Raw genomic sequence first — 16,910 nt, 5'->3', positions numbered from 1 at the left:
TTAACGGTCACGATCGCATCAAGGTCCATGCGCAAGCGGTTTCCAGCAGCCCGTGGCCGATGAAAGCATTCCCAGGAGATTTCGACAGTTCGACAAGCGTTCGCCGCGATGCGGACGCGCGTGGAGCGGCCAGGGGGATGGGTGACGGGGTTCGTACTTCTGCGCGTCAGGGCTCACCGGCTGCTGCTCGGCGCGGCCTTGCTCGCCGTCGTCCTGACCACGACCGTGCTCGCGGCCCTCGCCGGCTTCTCCGGCTCCATGGGGAACGCGGCGCTCCAGGCCGTCCTGCGTGACCGCTCGGCCGCCGCGGCGACCCTGCTCGTCTCCGGGCAGATCCCGGCCGAGCGGCGGGCCGCCGCCGACGAGGCCGTGGCGGAGAGCGCCCGCCGCACCTTCGACGGGCTGCCCGTCACCGTGCGGCGCCTGGAGAAGTCGGGGCCGTACGCGCTGCCGCGCTCGCTCCAGCCGCCCGCCGCCCGCAAGGGCGACCCCGACCTGACCTACTTCGCGGCGCTCGACCGCTCCCGGCTCGCGCTCGTCCGCGGCGCCTGGCCGTCGGCCGCCCGCCCCGGCGGCGTGCTGGAGGCGGCGCTGCCCCAGGAGGCGGCCGAGCGGCTCAAAACCGGTCCCGGCGTCGTCCTCGAACTCACCGACCGGCTCACCGACCAGCGCGTGAAGGTCCGGATCACCGGCGTCTACGCGCCGGCCGACACCGCCGACCCGTACTGGCTGCTCGACGACGCCGGCGGCCAGGGCGTGCGGACCGTCTCCTTCACCACCTACGGCCCGCTGCTCGCCGACCCGGCCGTACTCGCCTCCGGCGGCCTCGCCCCCGGCGGGACCTCCTGGCTCGGCACCGCCGACTTCTCCCGCCTCGACACCGGCGGGATCGAGTCCCTGCGCACGGCCGCCACCCGCGAGCCGGAGCGGCTCCTCGCCGACGGCACGACCTTCGGCACCACCCTCAACGTGGTCACGGGCCTGCCGACCGTCCTGGCGCAGACCGAACGCGCCCTCGCCGTCTCCCGCTCCACCCTCCTCATCGTCGCCGTCCAGCTGGTGATGCTCGCCGCCTACACGCTGCTGCTCGTCGCCCGGCTGCTGAGCACCGAACGCTCCGGCGAGACCGCGCTGCTGCGCGCCCGCGGCGGCTCCCGGCGCCGGATCGCCGGGCTCGCCGGCGTCGAGGCACTGCTCCTCGCGGTGCCCGCCGCCGTCGTCGCCCCGCTGCTCGCCGGCCCGCTGACCCGGCTCTTCGCCGAGCGCTCGGCGCTCTCCTCGCTCGGGGTGCGGCTCGACACCTCGGCCGGCCCGACGGTCTGGCTGGTCTCCGCGGGAGTGGCGCTGGCCTGCGCGGCGGCGGTCGTCGCCCCCGCGCTCGCCGCCCGGGACGGCGACGCCGTCTCGCTGCGCAAGGCGCGGGCCGGCACCCTGCCGTGGCCGGTGCGGGCGGGCGCGGACCTCGCCCTGCTGCTCGTCGCGGGCATCGCGCTCTGGCAGCTCCAGCGGCAGCCGGAGGCGGCCGCCGACGGCTCCTCCGTCGACCCGGTACTCGTCGCCGCGCCCGCGCTGGCGCTGCTCGCCGGCACCGTCCTGACGCTGCGTCTGCTGCCGCCCGCCGCCAAGCTGGCCGAGCGGCGCGCCGCGGGCGGCCGGGGCCTGTCGGCCGCGCTGGCCGGCTGGCAGTTCAGCCGCCGCCCGCTGCGCGGGGCCGGTCCGGTGCTGCTGCTGGTCCTCGCGGTGGCGATGGGCATGCTGGCGATCGGCCAGAGCCGCTCCTGGGAGCGGTCGCAGCACGACCAGGCCGACTTCCGGGCCGGGGCCGAGCTCCGCGTGATCGGCGTCGGCCCCGGCGACCCGGCCAGGACCTCGCAGCTCGCCGCGGTCCCCGGCGTCCGCGAGGTCGCGCCGGTCCACCGGGCCTCCATGGACCTGGCCGGCCACAACGCGACGGTCCTCGCCGTCGCCACCGAACGCCTCGCCGGCGGCATGCTCCTCCGCGAGGACCTGGCCGGCGGCAGCGCCGCCGAGCTCCTCGGCCCGCTCTCCCCCGAGGACGGCGCCCGGCCCGGCCTCGCCGTGCCGCAGGGCAGCCGCTCGGTCGTCGTCGGCCTGCGGAGCCAGGCCCCGCCCGGCACCTCCGAGGCGCGGGTCACGCTGGTCCTGGAGGACGTGTACGGCGTGCCGTACCGCCAGTACGCGGGACAGCTGCCCGCCGACGGCCGCACCCACCGGCTGGCCCTCGACCTCGCGAAGCTCACCGCGAACGGCGCCCGCGCCGACGGCGGTTTCGTCCTCACCGGCATCGAGCTCGCCGCCGACTTCACCGAGGGCGACGAGCGCGCGCAGACCCTCCACGTCGACCTGCTCGGCACCACCGGGAAGGACGGCGCCCTGCGCACCGCCGACCCGGCGCGCACGCTGACCGGCTGGACCGCCGCCCGCGAACAGACCGAGCGGGGCGACGTCCAGGACCCCGAATCGGTGAAGGGCCGGGCCGGCGCCCCCGCGGCGGGCGGCCGGGGGACCCCGTACTCCGTCGCGTACGGGCTGAAGGGCTTCTTCTCCGAGCCCTTCCCGCCGCTGTCCGAGGACTACACGGTGCGGCTGACCTCCCCGGTGGGGCGGCAGGACCACCTGCTGCCGGCGATCGCCTCCGAGGCGTTCATGAGCGCGGCCAAGGCGAAGCCGGGCGACCACCTGGAGCTCTCGCTCGGCGGCAGGCGGCTCTACGCCGTCGTGAACCGGGTCGTCGAGGACCTGCCGACGACCGGCACCGGCGGCCGGACCACCGACGCGGAGGCCGCCGGGAACGTGCCGCAGGACGGCGGCGGCGTGCTCGTCGACCTGACGGCCGTCAACCGCTACCTGGCCACGACCGACCCGCTGGCCCCGGTGGCGCCCACCGAGTGGTGGCTGACCCCCGAACCGGGCGGCGCGGACCGCGTCGCGAAGGCGCTGCGCGCGGCCACCGACGGCGCCTCCGGCAGCCTCGTGGTCCGCGACGAGATCGCCGCCGACCTGCTCGGCGACCCGCTCGGCGCGGGCCCCAACACCGCCCTGATGGCGGTGGCCGCCGCCGCGGCGGCCCTCGCCGCGGTCGGCTTCGCGGTCGGTTCGGCCGGATCGGTACGGGAACGGGCCGCCGAGTTCGCGGTCCTGCGGGCCCTCGGCGCGCCGCGCCGCCGGCTCGCCCGGCTCCTCGCCGCCGAACAGGGCGTCCTGATCGGGGTGGGCCTGCTCGTCGGCCTCGCCCTCGGCAGCCTGCTCGCCCGGGTGGTCGTCCCGCTGGTCGTGCTCACCGGACGGGCCACCCGCCCGGTCCCGCCGGTCCTGGTCGAGCTGCCCCTCGGGGAGGTGGCCCTGCTCCTGGCGGGCGTCGCCGCCCTGCCGCTCGCGGTCGTCGCGGCCATCGCCCTGCGCCGCAACGACCCGGCGGTGACCCTGCGCCACCAGGGAGACAACTGATGTCCGACGCCCCGCGCGAGGAGTCCCGCCCGATGCAGCCCGCAGGCGAGTCCCCCGGCCACCGGCCGACCGCCCCCGCGAAGGGCGCGGCCCGGCCCGTCGCCCCCTGGGTGCGGACCCGGCTGCGGGCCTCGCCCGGCGCCGCCGCCGGCCTCGCCCTGCTGGTCTTCGTCACCGCGCTGCTCGCCGCCGCGCTGCCGCGGGTCATGGACGCGTACGAGACCGAGGGGCTGCGGCACGGCATCCGTACCGCCGCCGCCGGCCAGTCCCAGCTGGAGATCACCTACCCGCTGGAGCAGGCCGCCGAGGTGCTGCCCGCCACCCTGCGCGAGGAGCAGGAGGAGCTGCGGGGCCTGCTGCCCGCGCCGCTGCTCACCGACCCGGAGCAGACCGTCCACGGCGTCCGGACGATGGAGCCCGTCCAGGGCCTCGACCCGTGGCTGCCCAAGCCGGACCACGAGCCGGCGAAGTTCACGCTCTCCTCGCCCTCGGACCTCGCCGCGCACGCGGTCCTGCGACAGGGACGGATGGCCCAGGGCGACCCGAAGCGCCCCGAGGCCGTGGTGACGACGGCGACGGCCGAGGCCCTCGGGATCAGGCCGGGGTCCGTGGTGCACGTGCCCGGCATCTCCGCCGAGCCGGTCGCCTTCACCGTCACCGGCCTCGTGGAGCCCCGAGACCCCCGGCGGCCGTACTGGGTGGTGGACCCGCTGCTGTCCACGCCGGTGCTGGCCATGACCGACCATCCGACGGAGCCCAAGCGGTACTGGCGGGCCTCCCTCATCGTCGGCCCGGAGTCGGGGAGCGCGCTCGCCTCCACCACGGGCACCCCCGAGGTCTACTGGCGCTTCCCCGCGCTCGCCGACCACCTGACCGCGCGGGACGCCGCACCGCTCGCCGCCGCGGTCGACTCGACGCGCAGCGGCCCCGTCTCCACCGAGATCCGCAAGGTGACCGGTGACACCGGCCTGGTCACCACCGGCCTCGACGAGATCATGAAGGCCTACGGGGCGACGAAGGACGCCATCACCCCCGTCGTCGCCGTCGCCGTCTTCGGCATCGGCGCGGTCGCCGCGGTGGTCGTCGCCATGACCGGCGGCCTGTTCCTCAGCCGCCGGGACGGCGAGCTGACCCTGCTGCGCGCCCGCGGCGCCTCCCTGCCGGGCCTCGGTCTGCGGCTGCTCGGCGAGACCGCCGCCGTCGCGGTCCCGGCGGCCCTGCTCGGCCTGGCGGTGGCGGTGGCCGTGGTGCGCGGCCCCGAGACCCCCGGCGCCCCCGCCCTCTCGGGCTCCGTGCCGCTCCTCCCCTCGGTCCTCGGCGCCGCCCTGGTGGCGCTGATCGCCGCCCTGGTGCTGCCCGTCCGGGCCGTGCTGCGGCACCGGGCGCCCCGGCCGCACGGGGCCCGCGAGGACCTGGTGGACGCCAGGCCGTCCCGGCGCCGCACCGTCGCCGAGCTGACCCTGCTCGTCCTGGCGGCGGGCGCGATCGGCTCGCTGCGGCTGCGCGGCACCGAGGACGCCGGCGACCACCTGGTCAGCGCGGCGCCGGTGTTCGTCGGCGTGATCGCCGCCCTCGCGCTCGTGCGGATCCAGCCGCTGCCGCTGCGCTGGCTGGCCCGCCCGGCCCGCCGGATGCGCGGTGTCGTCGGCCCGCTGGCCATCGCCCGCGCCGCCCGCTCCTCGGCCACCGGCGTGCTGCCGCTGCTCGCCCTCGTCCTGGCGCTGACCACGGCGGCCTTCGGCGGCTCCGTGCTCGCCGGGGTCGCCGACGCCCGCGACCGGGCCGCGCTGCTCGCCACCGGCGCCGACGCCCGGATCGAGGGCCGCACCGAGGGCGTGCCGCTGCCGGCCGGGATGACCGAGGCGGTGCGCGGCGTGAAGGGCGTCGAGGAGGCGCTGCCGGTCCAGGTCGAGTACGGGCTGGCGCTGCCGTCGCCGGTCGCCACCGACCAGCCGATGAGCGCCCCGCTCGTCTCCGTCGACCCGGCGGCCTACGCCCGGCTCGCCGGGCGGACCGACAACGGCGCCTTCCCCGCGGAGCTGCTCGCCTCCACCGGGAAGGGCGGGCCCGAGGCGGTCGGCGACACCGAACGGGTGCTGCCCGCGATCGCCTCGCCCGAGGTCGCCGCACGCCTCGGCGACCAGCCGATGGCGCTGAACGCGGCGTCCGGCGGCTTCCGCGTGAAGGTCGTCGCGGTACGGAAGTCCACCCCCGCCGTGCGCGGCGAGGACTTCCTCGTGGTCAACGCCGCCGACATCACCAACCGGCGGCCGACCGCCGTCCTGGTGAGCGGCGCGCCCTCCGGCGCGGCACTGCGGACGGCCGTCGCGGCGAAGTCGGAGGAGTTCGCGGTGACGCTGAGCACCGAGACCCGCCGCTCGTACGTCGACTCGCCGCTCCAGTCCGGCGCCGAGGGGCTGTACTCCGCGGCGATCGGCGCGGGCGCCGCCTACGCGGTGGTCGCGGTGCTGCTGTCGCTGACGCAGAGCGGCCCCGAGCGGGCGACGCTGCTGTCCCGGCTGCGGACGATGGGCCTCACCCGCGGGCAGGGGCGCCGGCTGCTCGGCCTGGAGGCGCTGCCGCCGGCGGTCTTCGCCGCGCTCGGCGGGGCGCTGGCCGGCTGGGCGACGGTGCCGCTGCTCGCGCCCGGCGTCGACCTGCACCGGCTGGCGCTGGCCGCGGCGGCGGGCGGCGTGGGACCGGGCGGCGTGCCGCTGCGGGCCGACCCGTGGTCGCTGGTGCTGCCGGCCGTGGCCGTGGTCCTCCTGACGGGGGCGGCGGCGGGCGTGCAGGCGTGGTGGACCGGACGGCAGAGCTCGGTGAAGGAACTCAGGGCAGGAGACGCACGATGACGACGACCGCGAACACGACCCTGGAGGAGCTGGAGCGGCGGGCCAACGCGCACCGCGACCGGCCCTCGTACGGCCATGACGCGCTGATCGCCTGCGACCGCCTGGTGCGGATCTTCACCACCGACGGGGTGGAGGTGCAGGCCCTCCAGGGGCTCGACCTCCTGGTAAAGGAGGGCGAGCTGATGGCCCTGGTCGGGGCGTCGGGCTCCGGCAAGTCGACCCTGATGAACATCCTGGCCGGGCTGGACGTGCCCACCGCGGGCGCGGCCCGGGTGGCCGGCTGCGACCTGCTCGCCATGACCGGCAAGGACCGGCTGCGCTACCGCCGCGAGGTGGTCGGCTTCGTCTGGCAGCAGACCGCCCGCAACCTCCTCCCCTACCTGACGGCCGCGCAGAACGTGGCGCTGCCCATGCAGTTGGCGGGCAGCAGGAGGAAGCGGGCCGAGCGGGCCGCGGAACTGCTCGCCATGATGGACATCGCGCACCTCGCCGACCGGCGGCCGCACCAGCTCTCCGGCGGTCAGCAGCAGCGGGTCGCGATCGCCGTCGCCCTCGCCAACGACCCGAAGGTCCTCCTCGCTGACGAGCCGACCGGCGAGCTGGACTCGGCCACCGGCGAGCAGGTCTTCGCCTCCTTCCGCAGGGCCAACGAGGAGCTGGGCACCACGATCGTCATCGTCACCCACGACCAGGCGGTCGCCACCGAGGTGCGCCGCACGGTCGCGATCCGCGACGGCCGCACCTCCTCCGAGGTGCTGCGCCGCACGGAGGTCGACGAGGAGGGCCAGGAGTCGCTGGTGGCGCGGGAGTACGCGATGCTCGACCGCGCGGGCCGGCTCCAGCTCCCGGCGGACTACACCAAGGCGCTCGGCATGGAGCACCGGGTGGCGCTGGAGCTGGAGCAGGACCACATCGGGGTGTGGCCGGACGACGCCGAGGACTGAGGAACCGGTCCCGCCCCGGACCCGTCCCAGTCCGGGGGTGGTCGGGATGGCCGGGCCGGGAAGGGGACGCGTCCTCACGTACGCCGGGGCGGTGGCCGTGCCGTTCGGCGCCGGCGCGCTGCTGCACCTGTGGGGCACCTGGTCGATGCGGTCCCCGCTGGGGACGCCGACCGCGCTCGCGGTCCTCGTCGCCCTCGTCCTCACCGGGCTCGCGGTGGCGGCGCACGACGCGCTCTTCCGCGAGGGCGGCAGCGTCCTGGCCCTGGTGCTGCTGCTCGCGGGCCTCGGCGCGGTGTGGATCGAGGCCCGGGACTCGCGGGTGCGCGGGGAGACGGTGGAGTGCGTGGTGGTGGGGAAGGTGCGGGTCACCGACCACCCCACCTTCGGCGAGGGCGCCCCGGAGGCGAAACGGCTGTACCACCACGCGCTGGACTGCCCGGGCGGCCACCCGAAGGAGTTCTCCTGGGAGGCGAGGCTCGGCGAGGCGGGCGAGCCGATCAGGATCGCCTACGACCCGGCGCGCCGGATGGACCCGGTCCCGGCCGACGAGAACGTCGCCCGGGGCGCCCCCTTCGTCCCGGCGGGCCTGCTGCTGCTCGCGGCGGGCCTCTCGGTGGCCGCGCTGGCGGTCGAGGGGACGGACGGCCGGGTCTGGTGAGGGCTACCGGGCGGGGGTGACGGTGAGCCCGGCCGGGGCCGTGCGCAGGGCGACGGAGCCGTACGGGGTGCGCAGCCGCAGCCAGGGGCCGGCGGCCATCAGCGCGACGGGCACGTCCCGCGGCGGCAGGAAGCCCAGCGACTGTGCGGCGTGCACGGCCCGCAGCGGCAGGCCGGTGGTGCCGAGGACCCGGGACCAGATCTCCCGGCCGACGCGGTCGCGCTCGGCGCGGGTGCGCCGCTCCTCGGGCAGTTCCCCGTCGCGGCGGCGGAACTCGGCGACGGCGGCGGCGACCGCCCCGCGCAGCTCCGCGGCGCCCGGCAGGCCCTCGACGGGCCGCCAGCCGGTGCGCGAGGGGAGGACGCCGGCCCAGGGCGGGCCGGTGACGGGGCCGGGGACGACGGCCTTGCCGGCCGCCTCCTCGACGCCGTCGAGGAGCTCCCCGGCGGAGACGGTGACGTCGAGGTCGACGGCGTCCTCCAGCCGGGCCGTGCGGATCGCGAGGACCTCGAAGGACGGCGGGCGTCCGAACACGGCGAGCGCGCCGCCCCCGGCCTGGAGGCGGACGGCGGCGGCGCGGTCGTAGTGCACGAGCCGGCCCAGGAAGGCGGCGAGGGCCGCCGCCTCCCTGGGGTCGGCGAAGTGGAGCGGGGCGAACACGGTCATGCGGCGGACGTCATCCCGTCGTCGACGTACTCCTGGAGGAAGCTGCGCTCCTCCTCGGAGATGCGGCGGGGCCGCTGCGCCTCCAGGTCGAAGGGCACGACGACCGTGGACGCCCGGACGTAGGTCACGTCGGGGTCCTTGATCTCGTACGCGATCGTCAGCGACGCCGCGCCGATCTTCGTGACCCAGGACTCGATGGTCACCGGCTCGTGCCGGTGGACCAGCGGGCGCAGGTAGTCGATCTCGTGGCGGGCCACGACGGACCCGCCGGAGAAGGACGGGCTGCCGTCCCCGGGCGCCAGCCGGAACATGAAGTCGATCCGGGCCTCCTCCAGGTAGCGGAGGAAGACCACGTTGTTGACGTGCCCGAAGGCGTCCATGTCCGACCAGCGGAGGGGGCAGCTGTAGAGGTGTCTCGCCACGACGGCCTCAGCCCCGGGTGAGCTTCTTGTGCGTGGCGCGGTGCGGACGGGTGGCGTCCGGGCCGAGCCGCTCGACCTTGTTCTTCTCGTAGGACTCGAAGTTGCCCTCGAACCAGAACCACTTGGAGTCGCCCTCGTAGGCCAGGATGTGCGTGGCCACCCGGTCGAGGAACCAGCGGTCGTGGGAGACGACCACGGCGCAGCCGGGGAAGTCGAGGAGCGCGTTCTCCAGCGAGGAGAGGGTCTCGACGTCGAGGTCGTTGGTGGGCTCGTCGAGGAGCAGCAGGTTGCCGCCCTGCTTGAGGGTGAGCGCGAGGTTGAGGCGGTTGCGCTCACCGCCGGAGAGCACGCCGGCCGGCTTCTGCTGGTCCGGGCCCTTGAAGCCGAACGCGGAGACGTAGGCGCGGGACGGCATCTCGACCTGGCCGACGTTGATGTAGTCCAGTTCGTCGGAGACGACGGCCCACAGCGTCTTCTTGGGGTCGATGTTGGCGCGGCCCTGGTCGACGTAGGAGATCTTGACCGTCTCGCCGATCTTGATCTCGCCGGCGTCGGGGGTCTCCAGGCCCTGGATCATCTTGAACAGCGTGGTCTTGCCGGCGCCGTTCGGGCCGATGATGCCGACGATGCCGTTGCGGGGCAGGGTGAAGGACAGGTCGTCGATGAGGACCTTCTCGCCGAAGGCCTTCGAGAGGTTGTTGACCTCGACGACGACGGAGCCCAGACGCGGGCCCGGCGGGATCTGGATCTCCTCGAAGTCCAGCTTCCGCATCTTGTCGGCCTCGGCGGCCATCTCCTCGTAGCGGGCGAGGCGGGCCTTGGACTTGGCCTGACGCCCCTTGGCGTTGGACCGCACCCACTCGAGCTCTTCCTTGAGGCGCTTGGCGCGCTTCTCGTCCTTCTTGCCCTCGACCTTGAGGCGCTCGGCCTTCTTCTGGAGGTAGGTCGAGTAGTTGCCCTCGTACGGGATGGCACGGCCGCGGTCGAGCTCCAGGATCCACTCGGCCACGTTGTCGAGGAAGTACCGGTCGTGGGTGATGGCCACGACGGTGCCCTTGTACTTGGCGAGGTGCTGCTCCAGCCAGTTCACCGACTCGGCGTCGAGGTGGTTGGTGGGCTCGTCGAGGAGCAGCAGGTCGGGGGCCTCCAGGAGGAGCTTGCAGAGCGCCACGCGGCGCTTCTCGCCACCGGAGAGGTTGTTGACCGGCCAGTCGCCGGGCGGGCAGCCCAGGGCGTCCATGGCCTGCTCCAGCTGGGTGTCGAGGTCCCACGCCTCGGCGTGGTCCAGGTCCTCCTGGAGCTTGCCCATCTCGTTCATGAGCTCGTCCGTGTAGTTCGTGGCCATCTCCTCGGCGATGGCGTTGAACCGGTCGAGCTTGCCCTTGATCTCCGCGACGCCGTCCTCGACGTTCTCCAGGACGGTCTTGGACTCGTCGAGCTTCGGCTCCTGCATGAGGATGCCGACCGAGTAGCCCGGGGAGAGGAAGGCGTCGCCGTTGGACGGCTGCTCCAGCCCGGCCATGATCTTCAGAACGGTGGACTTACCGGCACCGTTCGGGCCGACCACACCGATCTTCGCACCCGGCAGGAAGCTCAGCGTCACGTCATCGAGGATGACCTTGTCGCCGTGCGCCTTGCGCGTCTTGCGCATCGTGTAGATGTACTCAGCCAAGAGAAACCGTCCGGCAAAGAGTGAGTGGGCAGATACACCCATCTTGCCGCACCGCCGCCCCCAGGCGGAAACCAGTACCTGGCGCGCCCGGGCCCGGGGGCGCTGCGGCCGCCGCTGACGGGGGGGCGGAGGGGCGGCGGACGGGTGGCGAGCGGGGCCGGACGGGCGGGGGCGGGGGCGGACGTGCGACGGCCCCGGGCGCCGAGGGCGTCCGGGGCCGTGCGGGTCACGGGGTGCGATCACCCCGTGACGTCATGCCGTGCTGCGGGCCGTGGTCACTGACCGGCGGCCTTCTTCTTGCGGAGGAAGAACACCGCGCCGCCGCCGGCCAGGACGAGCGCGACGGCGATGCCGGCGATCATCGGGGTGGCGTTGGAGCTGCCGGTCTCGGCCAGGTCACCGCCGGTGGTGCCGGTGGTGCCGGTGGTACCGGTGGAGGCGTCCGTGGAGGCGCTGGGCGCCGGGGTGGACGCGCTGGCCGAGGGGGTCTCGGACGGGGTGCCGGTCGACGGGGTCGCCGACGGGGTGGCGGTGGACGGCTCCGGGCTCGGGGCGGTCTTGCAGTCGAGGACGCCCTGGAAGGACTTCGAGAAGCCGTTCGGGCCCGTGATGGTGAAGTCGTACGCGGTGTCCTCGGCGACCGGGACCGTGACGGTCTTGGACTCGCCGGCCTTGATCGTGTAGGAGACGCCCTTCACGTCGAAGGTCCAGTCCTCGTCGCCCTCGTTGGAGGCGGTGATGTCGAGGCCGCCCTTGGCGCAGTTCTCGGCGACGGTGACGGCCGGGACCGCACCCTTCTTCGCCCAGGCGGCGGTGACCTCGGTGTTGACCGTGGACTTGCTGCTGCCGGCCAGGATCAGCGTCTGCTCGTGGCCCTCGACGCTGCCGAAGACGCGGCCGATCGCGACCTCGGTCTCGGTCTGCAGGGAGATCTTGGTGGTGCCGTCCGGGGTGCCGGCCGGGACGTCGAGGAAGAGCTCCTTGCCGTTGCCCGCGGTGGTGGCGGCCTGGCCGGCCGCGTCGACGACCTTGACGCCCGCCGGGGCGTCGGCCGGCAGGGAGACCTTGACGGCGCCGTCGGCGGCCGTGGTGGTCACCTTGAACGGGCCGATCTTGTCGCCGGCCTTGCCCGCGATGGAGGCCGGGGCGGCGGCGAGGGAGACCTTCGGCTCCTCCTGCTCCGGGGCCTTGGCGGCCTCGGCGACCAGGTACCCGGCCAGCGCCTTGGCCTCCGGGTCCTCCGGGGTGGCCTTGACGTTGTCGGAGTACGTCCAGATCGCGGCCTGGGTCGCCGTGGCGGCCTCCTCGCCCGTCAGGGCGGCCACGCCGGCCTTGCCGGCCAGCGCGTTGAGGTCGTTCACCTCGGGGTACGAGTGCTGCAGGATCCAGCGGATCTTGCCGGCGTTCGGGTTGTCGTGGAGGGTCGACTTGTCCCAGTCGGTCTCCTTGTACGCCGTACCCGGGTCGGTGGAGGTCCACAGGTCGATGCAGTACGCCTGCAGCGAGCCGCCGCCCTCCACGGTCAGGTCGAACAGACCGCCGCGCTCGACCGAGTCGCCCCGGTCGCTCTCGATCTGGATCCTGCCGGACTCCTTGAGACCGCCCAGCGTCGCGGCGACGCCGCCGTCGGCCATCGCCGGAGCCGCGAGGGCTATCGCGCTGGAGGCGACCAGGCCGGAGACCAGGGTCGCGGCTGCCGCACGGGCAGCACCGCGCCCACGAACTGAAAACATTGCATTCCCCTCCGGGCGAGTCGCTCCGCGAACTTGGTCTATTCACGTGGGGGGAGCGCCCGCCAGCAGACTCAGTGACTCCATGGGCTCACGTGCCTCATGAGTACTCGGGAATCCTAGGGAGGCGGAAGGGCCCGGTCCCCGGTCATACGGTGAGATAACCATTCCGTCTCGGAATCGTTATACCCCCGGCGAGTTGGTCGACAAATCCCCACAACTCAAGGTCAGGGCGCGGTTACCAGCTGGTGCGCCGCGCTCGTCCAGGGGTCCTCCCCGCCCGCCCGGACGAGTTCCGGAACCGCCTCGCTCTCCGTCAGGTCGCCCTCCCCGGCGGGCCGGGGCTCCCCCCGCGGGTTCCTGCAGAAGGCGGAGGTCCCCCGGGTGAGGTCGTGCCCGACGGCGAACGCGTCGATGTCGACGAAGGTCTTGCGCTGCCCGTCGCGCTCGTCCTCACGGACCCTCAGCCGGCCGTGCACCACCAGTGGTTCCCCCACCGCGACCGAGGCCATGACGTTCGCGCCGAGCGAGCGCCAGGCCGAGACCGTGTAGAAGCTGGTCGGCCCGTCGGTCCACACCGCCCGCTCGCGGTCCCACCGCCTGGCGGTCACCGCGAACCGGAAGCGGGCCACCCTCCCCGCCACCGTGTCCCGCCAGTCCACGGTCGTCGCCACGTTCCCCACCAGGGTCACCATCGTGTCGTTCATGCCTCGCGTCCCCTCCCGAGCTGTGAGCCCGCTCCCGTTCTGGTGGACACCATGCTGGCGGGGCGGCGAGAAGCCCGCCGGCGCCTGTGGACGACCGACGGGCTGTGGACAACTCGCCCACCCGGAAGGGGGATGGACAGGGGCACTCCCACCGGAAAGGGCCCTACGGGAGCGGCCTTGCCGGGAACGGCCCTGCCGGGAGCGGCCCGGCCGGGAACGGCCCTACCGGACGCGGCCCTACCGGAAAAGGCCCTGCCGGGAACGGCCCTACCTGAAAAAGCCCTACCGGACGCGGGCTCCCGCCCGGGTCGCGCCCAGCCGCGGCGCGCCGCGGCCGCCCGCGCCGACGATCCGCGCCGAGGGCCGGGGTCCGGCCACCTTCGCGTACTGCTCGCGCACCTCGCGGTAGCGCAGCAGTTCGGCCGAGACGGGGTCGAGGACCCGGGCCCTACCGCAGGCGGCGGCCGCTTCCGCGAGCTTGCGTTCGGCCTCCTGCCCGTACCTCCGGGCCGGTCCCTTCACGGCGCTCTCGCAGGCCCATTCGATCAGTGGCCCGCCGGCGATCCCGCCCATCATCACCAGGACCGGGGCCAGCAGCCCCGGTTCCACGAAGCCCACGATCTGGCCGACCAGCCACAGGGCGCCGAAGAGCTGGAGCAGCGTCATCAGGGCCTGCGCGAGGACGGCGGCCGGCCACCAGGCGGGGCGCGGCGGCCGGGCGGCCGGGTCGCCGAGGTCGGCGGCCAGCTCGTCCAGCGCCTCGGGCAGCCCCTCGGCGCCGCGCGTGGCGGCCTCCCGCACGGCGTGGGCCCAGGGCGCGGGGAGCCCGTGCGAGGCCTCGTCGGCCACGATCCGCACCGCCTGTTCGACGCGCTGCCGGGCGGTCAGTTCGTCCTCGACGGGCGAGGCGAGCCGGGGGTCGGTGGAGCCGTGCGCGCGCTGCCGCCCGTACCAGCGGTGGAGCCGCAGCCAGGGCGAGCCGCAGGCGCGGATGGCGCCGCGCCGCCAGACCCGCTCGGCGGCCTCGCCGGCCGCCTGGGCCCCGACGGCGACGGCGAGCCGCCCGGCGAACTCCTCGCGGCTCCGCTCCCCGAGCCCCGTCCGCGCGTCGGCGACGTAGACGGGCCGCAGCTTGGCCGCGGCGGCGTCGATGTCGGCGGCGATGCGCCGCTCCGGCGCGGTGCGTTCCTGGACGAACCGGGCGAGGAGTTCGCGGAGTTCGGACACCCCCTCGCCGGTGAGGGCGGAGACGGGCAGCACGGTGGCGCCGGGCTCGCCGTGCTCGCCGAGGGCCATGCCGTCCTCGTCGAGGAGCCGGCGCAGGTCGTCGAGGACGAGCTCGGCGGCCTCGGCGCCGAGCCGGTCGACCTGGTTGAGCACCACGAAGGTGACCTCGGCGTGCCCGGCGAGCGGCCGCAGGTACCGCTCGTGCAGGGCCGCGTCGGCGTACTTCTCGGGGTCGACCACCCAGATGACGGCGTCGACCAGACCGAGCGCCCGGTCGACCTGGTCGCGGTGGGCGGTGACGGCCGAGTCGTGGTCGGGCAGGTCGATGAGGACGAGGGGCTGGAGTTCGGCGTCGGCCGCGCCGCCCGCGAGGGGCCGGCGCCGCAGCCGGCCGGGCACGCCCAGCCGGTCGAGGAGTCCGGCGGCCCCCTCCGACCAGGTGAGGGCGAGCGGCGCGGAGGTGGTCGGCCGGCGCAGCCCGGTCTCCGAGACGGACACGCCGGCGAGGGCGTTGAAGAGGGTCGACTTGCCGCTGCCGGTGGCGCCCGCGAGGGCGACGACGGTGTGCCGGGAGGAGAGCCGCTGCCGGGCGGCGGCCTCGTCCAGCACCCGCCCGGCCTCGGCGAGGGCCTCGCTCTCGACCCGCGTGCGGGAGAGCCCGACGAGCTCGTGGAGGGCGTCGAGGCGGGTCCGCAGCCCGCCGCCGTAGCTCCCCCCGAACCGCTCGGTGTCCTCGGCCGCCTCCCCTTCCGCGGCCGGCTCCTCGGGGGCGGCCCGCTCGGCGGCGCGCCGCGCGATCAGCCCGTCGTCCCACCGCTTCGGTCCGTCCTTCTCCTGCGGCTTCTGCGCCACGTCACTTCTCCTTCTGCAGTACGGAGAGCGCGGCGATCAGCTCCGCCTGCGGCTCGGGGGTGACGCCGAGGGCGTCGAGGGGCGCGAGGCTCCGGTCGCGCTCGGCGTGCAGGACGCGGTCGACGTGGGTGAGGACGAGGTCGCCGCCCTTGTCGCGCAGGCGCAGCGCGGCCTGGGCGCCGAGGAGTTCGGCGAGCCGCTCGCCCGCGGGCCGGGCGCGCCGGCCGCCGAGGAGGGAGGCGGCGAGCAGGGCGGCGACGGTCTCGGCGTCGGGCAGGGCGACCCGGGCGGCCCCCCGCCCGGTCGGCTTCTCCACGCCCCGCACCTCCTCCTCCGCCAGCTCCTCCAGGACCCGCCGCCAGCGGCGCACCTCCAGGCCGACCCGCTCGGCGACCTCCCGGTCGCCGCCGGCGGGCACCGTACGCAGGGCGGCGGCGGCCGGTTCGCGCCGGTGGACCTCGCGGATCTCCTCCTCGGCGGCGGAGACCGCGCAGTGGAGGAGGGCGGCGAGGGACTCGGTGAGCGCGTCGAGGAGTTCCTCGGCGGTGCTGTCGCGGGGGTAGGCGCGCCAGCGGGCCCGCGCGTCCCCGGCGAGGACGGCGCCCTTGCCGAGCTCCTTGCGCACCCGCGCGCCCTGCCGGCGGTAGGCGGTCTCGACGGCGCCCCCGAGGCGTCCGGCGGCGGCGTACTGCGCGGCGACGGCGCCGGCCAGTTCGGGGAGGCGGGTGTCGAGCGAGTCGATGACGCCGGAGGCGGTCCGGGAGACGGCCTGCTGACGGGCGGCCGGGTCCTGCGCGCAGTGCGCGAGCCACCCCCGGAGCGCGGCGACGGCGCTCTCGGGCAGCAGTCCGCTCCCGCCGCCGGTCGACTCGGGCAGCTCGGGGATGGTGAACCTCGGTACGTCCCCGAGCCCGGCCCTGTCGAGCAGCGCCCCGTACTGCCGGGAGACCTCGCCGACGACCTGGTGCGGCACCCGGTCGAGGACGGTGACGAGGGTGGCGTCGTACTCCTTGGCGGTACGGAGCAGGTGCCAGGGCACGGCGTCGGCGTACCGGGACGCGGTGGTGACCATCACCCAGATGTCGGCGGCGCACATCAACTCGGCGGCGAGCAGCCGGTTCTCGATGACCAGGGAGTCGATGTCGGGGGCGTCGAGCAGCGCGAGCCCGCGGGGCAGGGTGGCGGCGGTCTCGACCCGCAGCGCGTTGTCCTCGGCGTCGGCCGACTCGACGGCCGGGTGGTCGTCGTCGGCCTGCGGCAGCCACACCCGGGTGAGCTGCGGCAGCACCCGGAGCCCCGCGAACCAGTGGTGGTCCTCGGGGTGGCAGACCAGCACCGGCGTCCGGGTGGTCGGCCGCAGCACCCCCGCCTCGCTCACCCGCCGCCCGACGAGCGAGTTCACGAGCGTGGACTTCCCGGCCCCCGTCGACCCGCCCACGACGGCGAGCAGCGGCGCGTCCGGGTCCTTCAGCCTAGGCACCAGGTAGTCGTCGAGCTGCGCCAGCAGTTCGGCCCGCGTCTGCCGGGCGCGCGGCACGTCGGGAAGGGGGAGGGGAAGACGCACGGCCGCGACTCGGTCGCGCAGGGCCGAGAGTGCGTCGATCAGCTGAGGCCGTTCGTCCAAGGTCACCACATGCGAAGAATGCCCAATTTATGAGCGTTTTTGAAGCGTATGGCGGCCCTGCGCGCCGAAGAAGGAGGGGGTACCCGGA

The 16,910-nt window shown here is 75.2% G+C and carries 11 protein-coding genes; 4 read left to right on the top strand and 7 right to left on the bottom strand.

Translation table 11 applies throughout. The features are described from left to right. Nucleotides 1-141: 141 nt before the first annotated feature. Genes ACF1ED_RS19345 through ACF1ED_RS19330 form a run of 4 tightly spaced genes read left to right on the top strand, consistent with a single transcriptional unit; the run spans nt 142 to nt 7,922 of the window. Nucleotides 142-3,468, top strand: coding sequence for an FtsX-like permease family protein (locus tag ACF1ED_RS19345; RefSeq protein ID WP_391761962.1), 3,327 nt, complete (start codon nt 142-144; stop codon nt 3,466-3,468). Then, nucleotides 3,468-6,320, top strand: coding sequence for an FtsX-like permease family protein (locus ACF1ED_RS19340; RefSeq protein ID WP_391761960.1), 2,853 nt, complete (start codon nt 3,468-3,470; stop codon nt 6,318-6,320). Before ACF1ED_RS19345 ends, ACF1ED_RS19340 begins: the two co-directional genes overlap by 1 nt. Continuing rightward, a complete protein-coding gene (locus tag ACF1ED_RS19335) occupies nt 6,317-7,264 on the top strand; it encodes an ABC transporter ATP-binding protein (protein WP_391761958.1) in 948 nt (315 codons plus the stop codon). The genes ACF1ED_RS19340 and ACF1ED_RS19335 overlap by 4 nt, the downstream gene beginning before the upstream one ends. Before the next feature lie 46 nt (nt 7,265-7,310). After that, nucleotides 7,311-7,922, top strand: a complete 612-nt coding sequence (locus tag ACF1ED_RS19330) for a hypothetical protein (RefSeq protein WP_391761956.1) — start codon at nt 7,311-7,313, stop codon at nt 7,920-7,922. A gap of 3 nt (nt 7,923-7,925) precedes the next feature. On the opposite strand, the gene ACF1ED_RS19325 is transcribed toward ACF1ED_RS19330, so the two are convergent. From ACF1ED_RS19325 to ACF1ED_RS19295, 7 genes are all read right to left on the bottom strand, one after another. Then, nucleotides 7,926-8,588, bottom strand: a complete 663-nt coding sequence (locus ACF1ED_RS19325; RefSeq protein ID WP_391761954.1) for a hypothetical protein — start codon at nt 8,586-8,588, stop codon at nt 7,926-7,928. Next, nucleotides 8,585-9,010 (bottom strand): thioesterase family protein, encoded by a 426-nt coding sequence (locus tag ACF1ED_RS19320; RefSeq protein WP_200423969.1) that lies wholly within the window; start codon nt 9,008-9,010, stop codon nt 8,585-8,587. Before ACF1ED_RS19320 ends, ACF1ED_RS19325 begins: the two co-directional genes overlap by 4 nt. Nucleotides 9,011-9,017: 7 nt before the next feature. Then, entirely contained in the window at nt 9,018-10,682 is a 1,665-nt protein-coding gene (gene ettA / locus ACF1ED_RS19315; protein WP_079022001.1) for an energy-dependent translational throttle protein EttA, read from the bottom strand. Between the two features lie 275 nt (nt 10,683-10,957). After that, nucleotides 10,958-12,415 carry an LAETG motif-containing sortase-dependent surface protein gene (locus ACF1ED_RS19310; RefSeq protein WP_391761951.1) on the bottom strand — a complete coding sequence of 486 codons (1,458 nt, stop codon included), beginning with the start codon at nt 12,413-12,415 and terminating at the stop codon, nt 10,958-10,960. Between the two features lie 224 nt (nt 12,416-12,639). After that, nucleotides 12,640-13,119: a single-stranded DNA-binding protein gene (locus ACF1ED_RS19305; protein WP_391761949.1), complete on the bottom strand. Its 480-nt coding sequence runs from the start codon at nt 13,117-13,119 to the stop codon at nt 12,640-12,642. Between the two features lie 282 nt (nt 13,120-13,401). After that, nucleotides 13,402-15,198 (bottom strand): GTP-binding protein, encoded by a 1,797-nt coding sequence (locus tag ACF1ED_RS19300; protein WP_391761947.1) that lies wholly within the window; start codon nt 15,196-15,198, stop codon nt 13,402-13,404. A gap of 1 nt (nt 15,199) precedes the next feature. Further along, complete coding sequence (locus ACF1ED_RS19295; RefSeq protein WP_391761945.1) at nt 15,200-16,822, bottom strand: dynamin family protein; 1,623 nt, start codon at nt 16,820-16,822, stop codon at nt 15,200-15,202. Between the last annotated feature and the right edge of the window lie 88 nt (nt 16,823-16,910).

It is taken from the genome of Streptomyces sp. NPDC014656 (assembly GCF_043084305.1).
In the GTDB taxonomy this organism is placed as follows: domain Bacteria; phylum Actinomycetota; class Actinomycetes; order Streptomycetales; family Streptomycetaceae; genus Streptomyces.
The sequence above is the reverse complement of the archived record's forward strand: the minus strand, read 5'-3'. Positions and strand labels throughout refer to the sequence as shown.

Excerpts from the sequence above, each read along its gene's own strand:
- ACF1ED_RS19330 (WP_391761956.1), top strand. The coding sequence starts at position 7,311 with ATGGCCGGGCCGGGAAGGGGACGCGTCCTCACGTACGCCGGGGCGGTG.
- ACF1ED_RS19305 (WP_391761949.1), bottom strand. The coding sequence starts at position 13,119 with ATGAACGACACGATGGTGACCCTGGTGGGGAACGTGGCGACGACCGTG.
- ACF1ED_RS19335 (WP_391761958.1), top strand. The coding sequence starts at position 6,317 with ATGACGACGACCGCGAACACGACCCTGGAGGAGCTGGAGCGGCGGGCC.
- ACF1ED_RS19325 (WP_391761954.1), bottom strand. The coding sequence starts at position 8,588 with ATGACCGTGTTCGCCCCGCTCCACTTCGCCGACCCCAGGGAGGCGGCG.
- ACF1ED_RS19310 (WP_391761951.1), bottom strand. The coding sequence starts at position 12,415 with ATGTTTTCAGTTCGTGGGCGCGGTGCTGCCCGTGCGGCAGCCGCGACC.
- ACF1ED_RS19340 (WP_391761960.1), top strand. The coding sequence starts at position 3,468 with ATGTCCGACGCCCCGCGCGAGGAGTCCCGCCCGATGCAGCCCGCAGGC.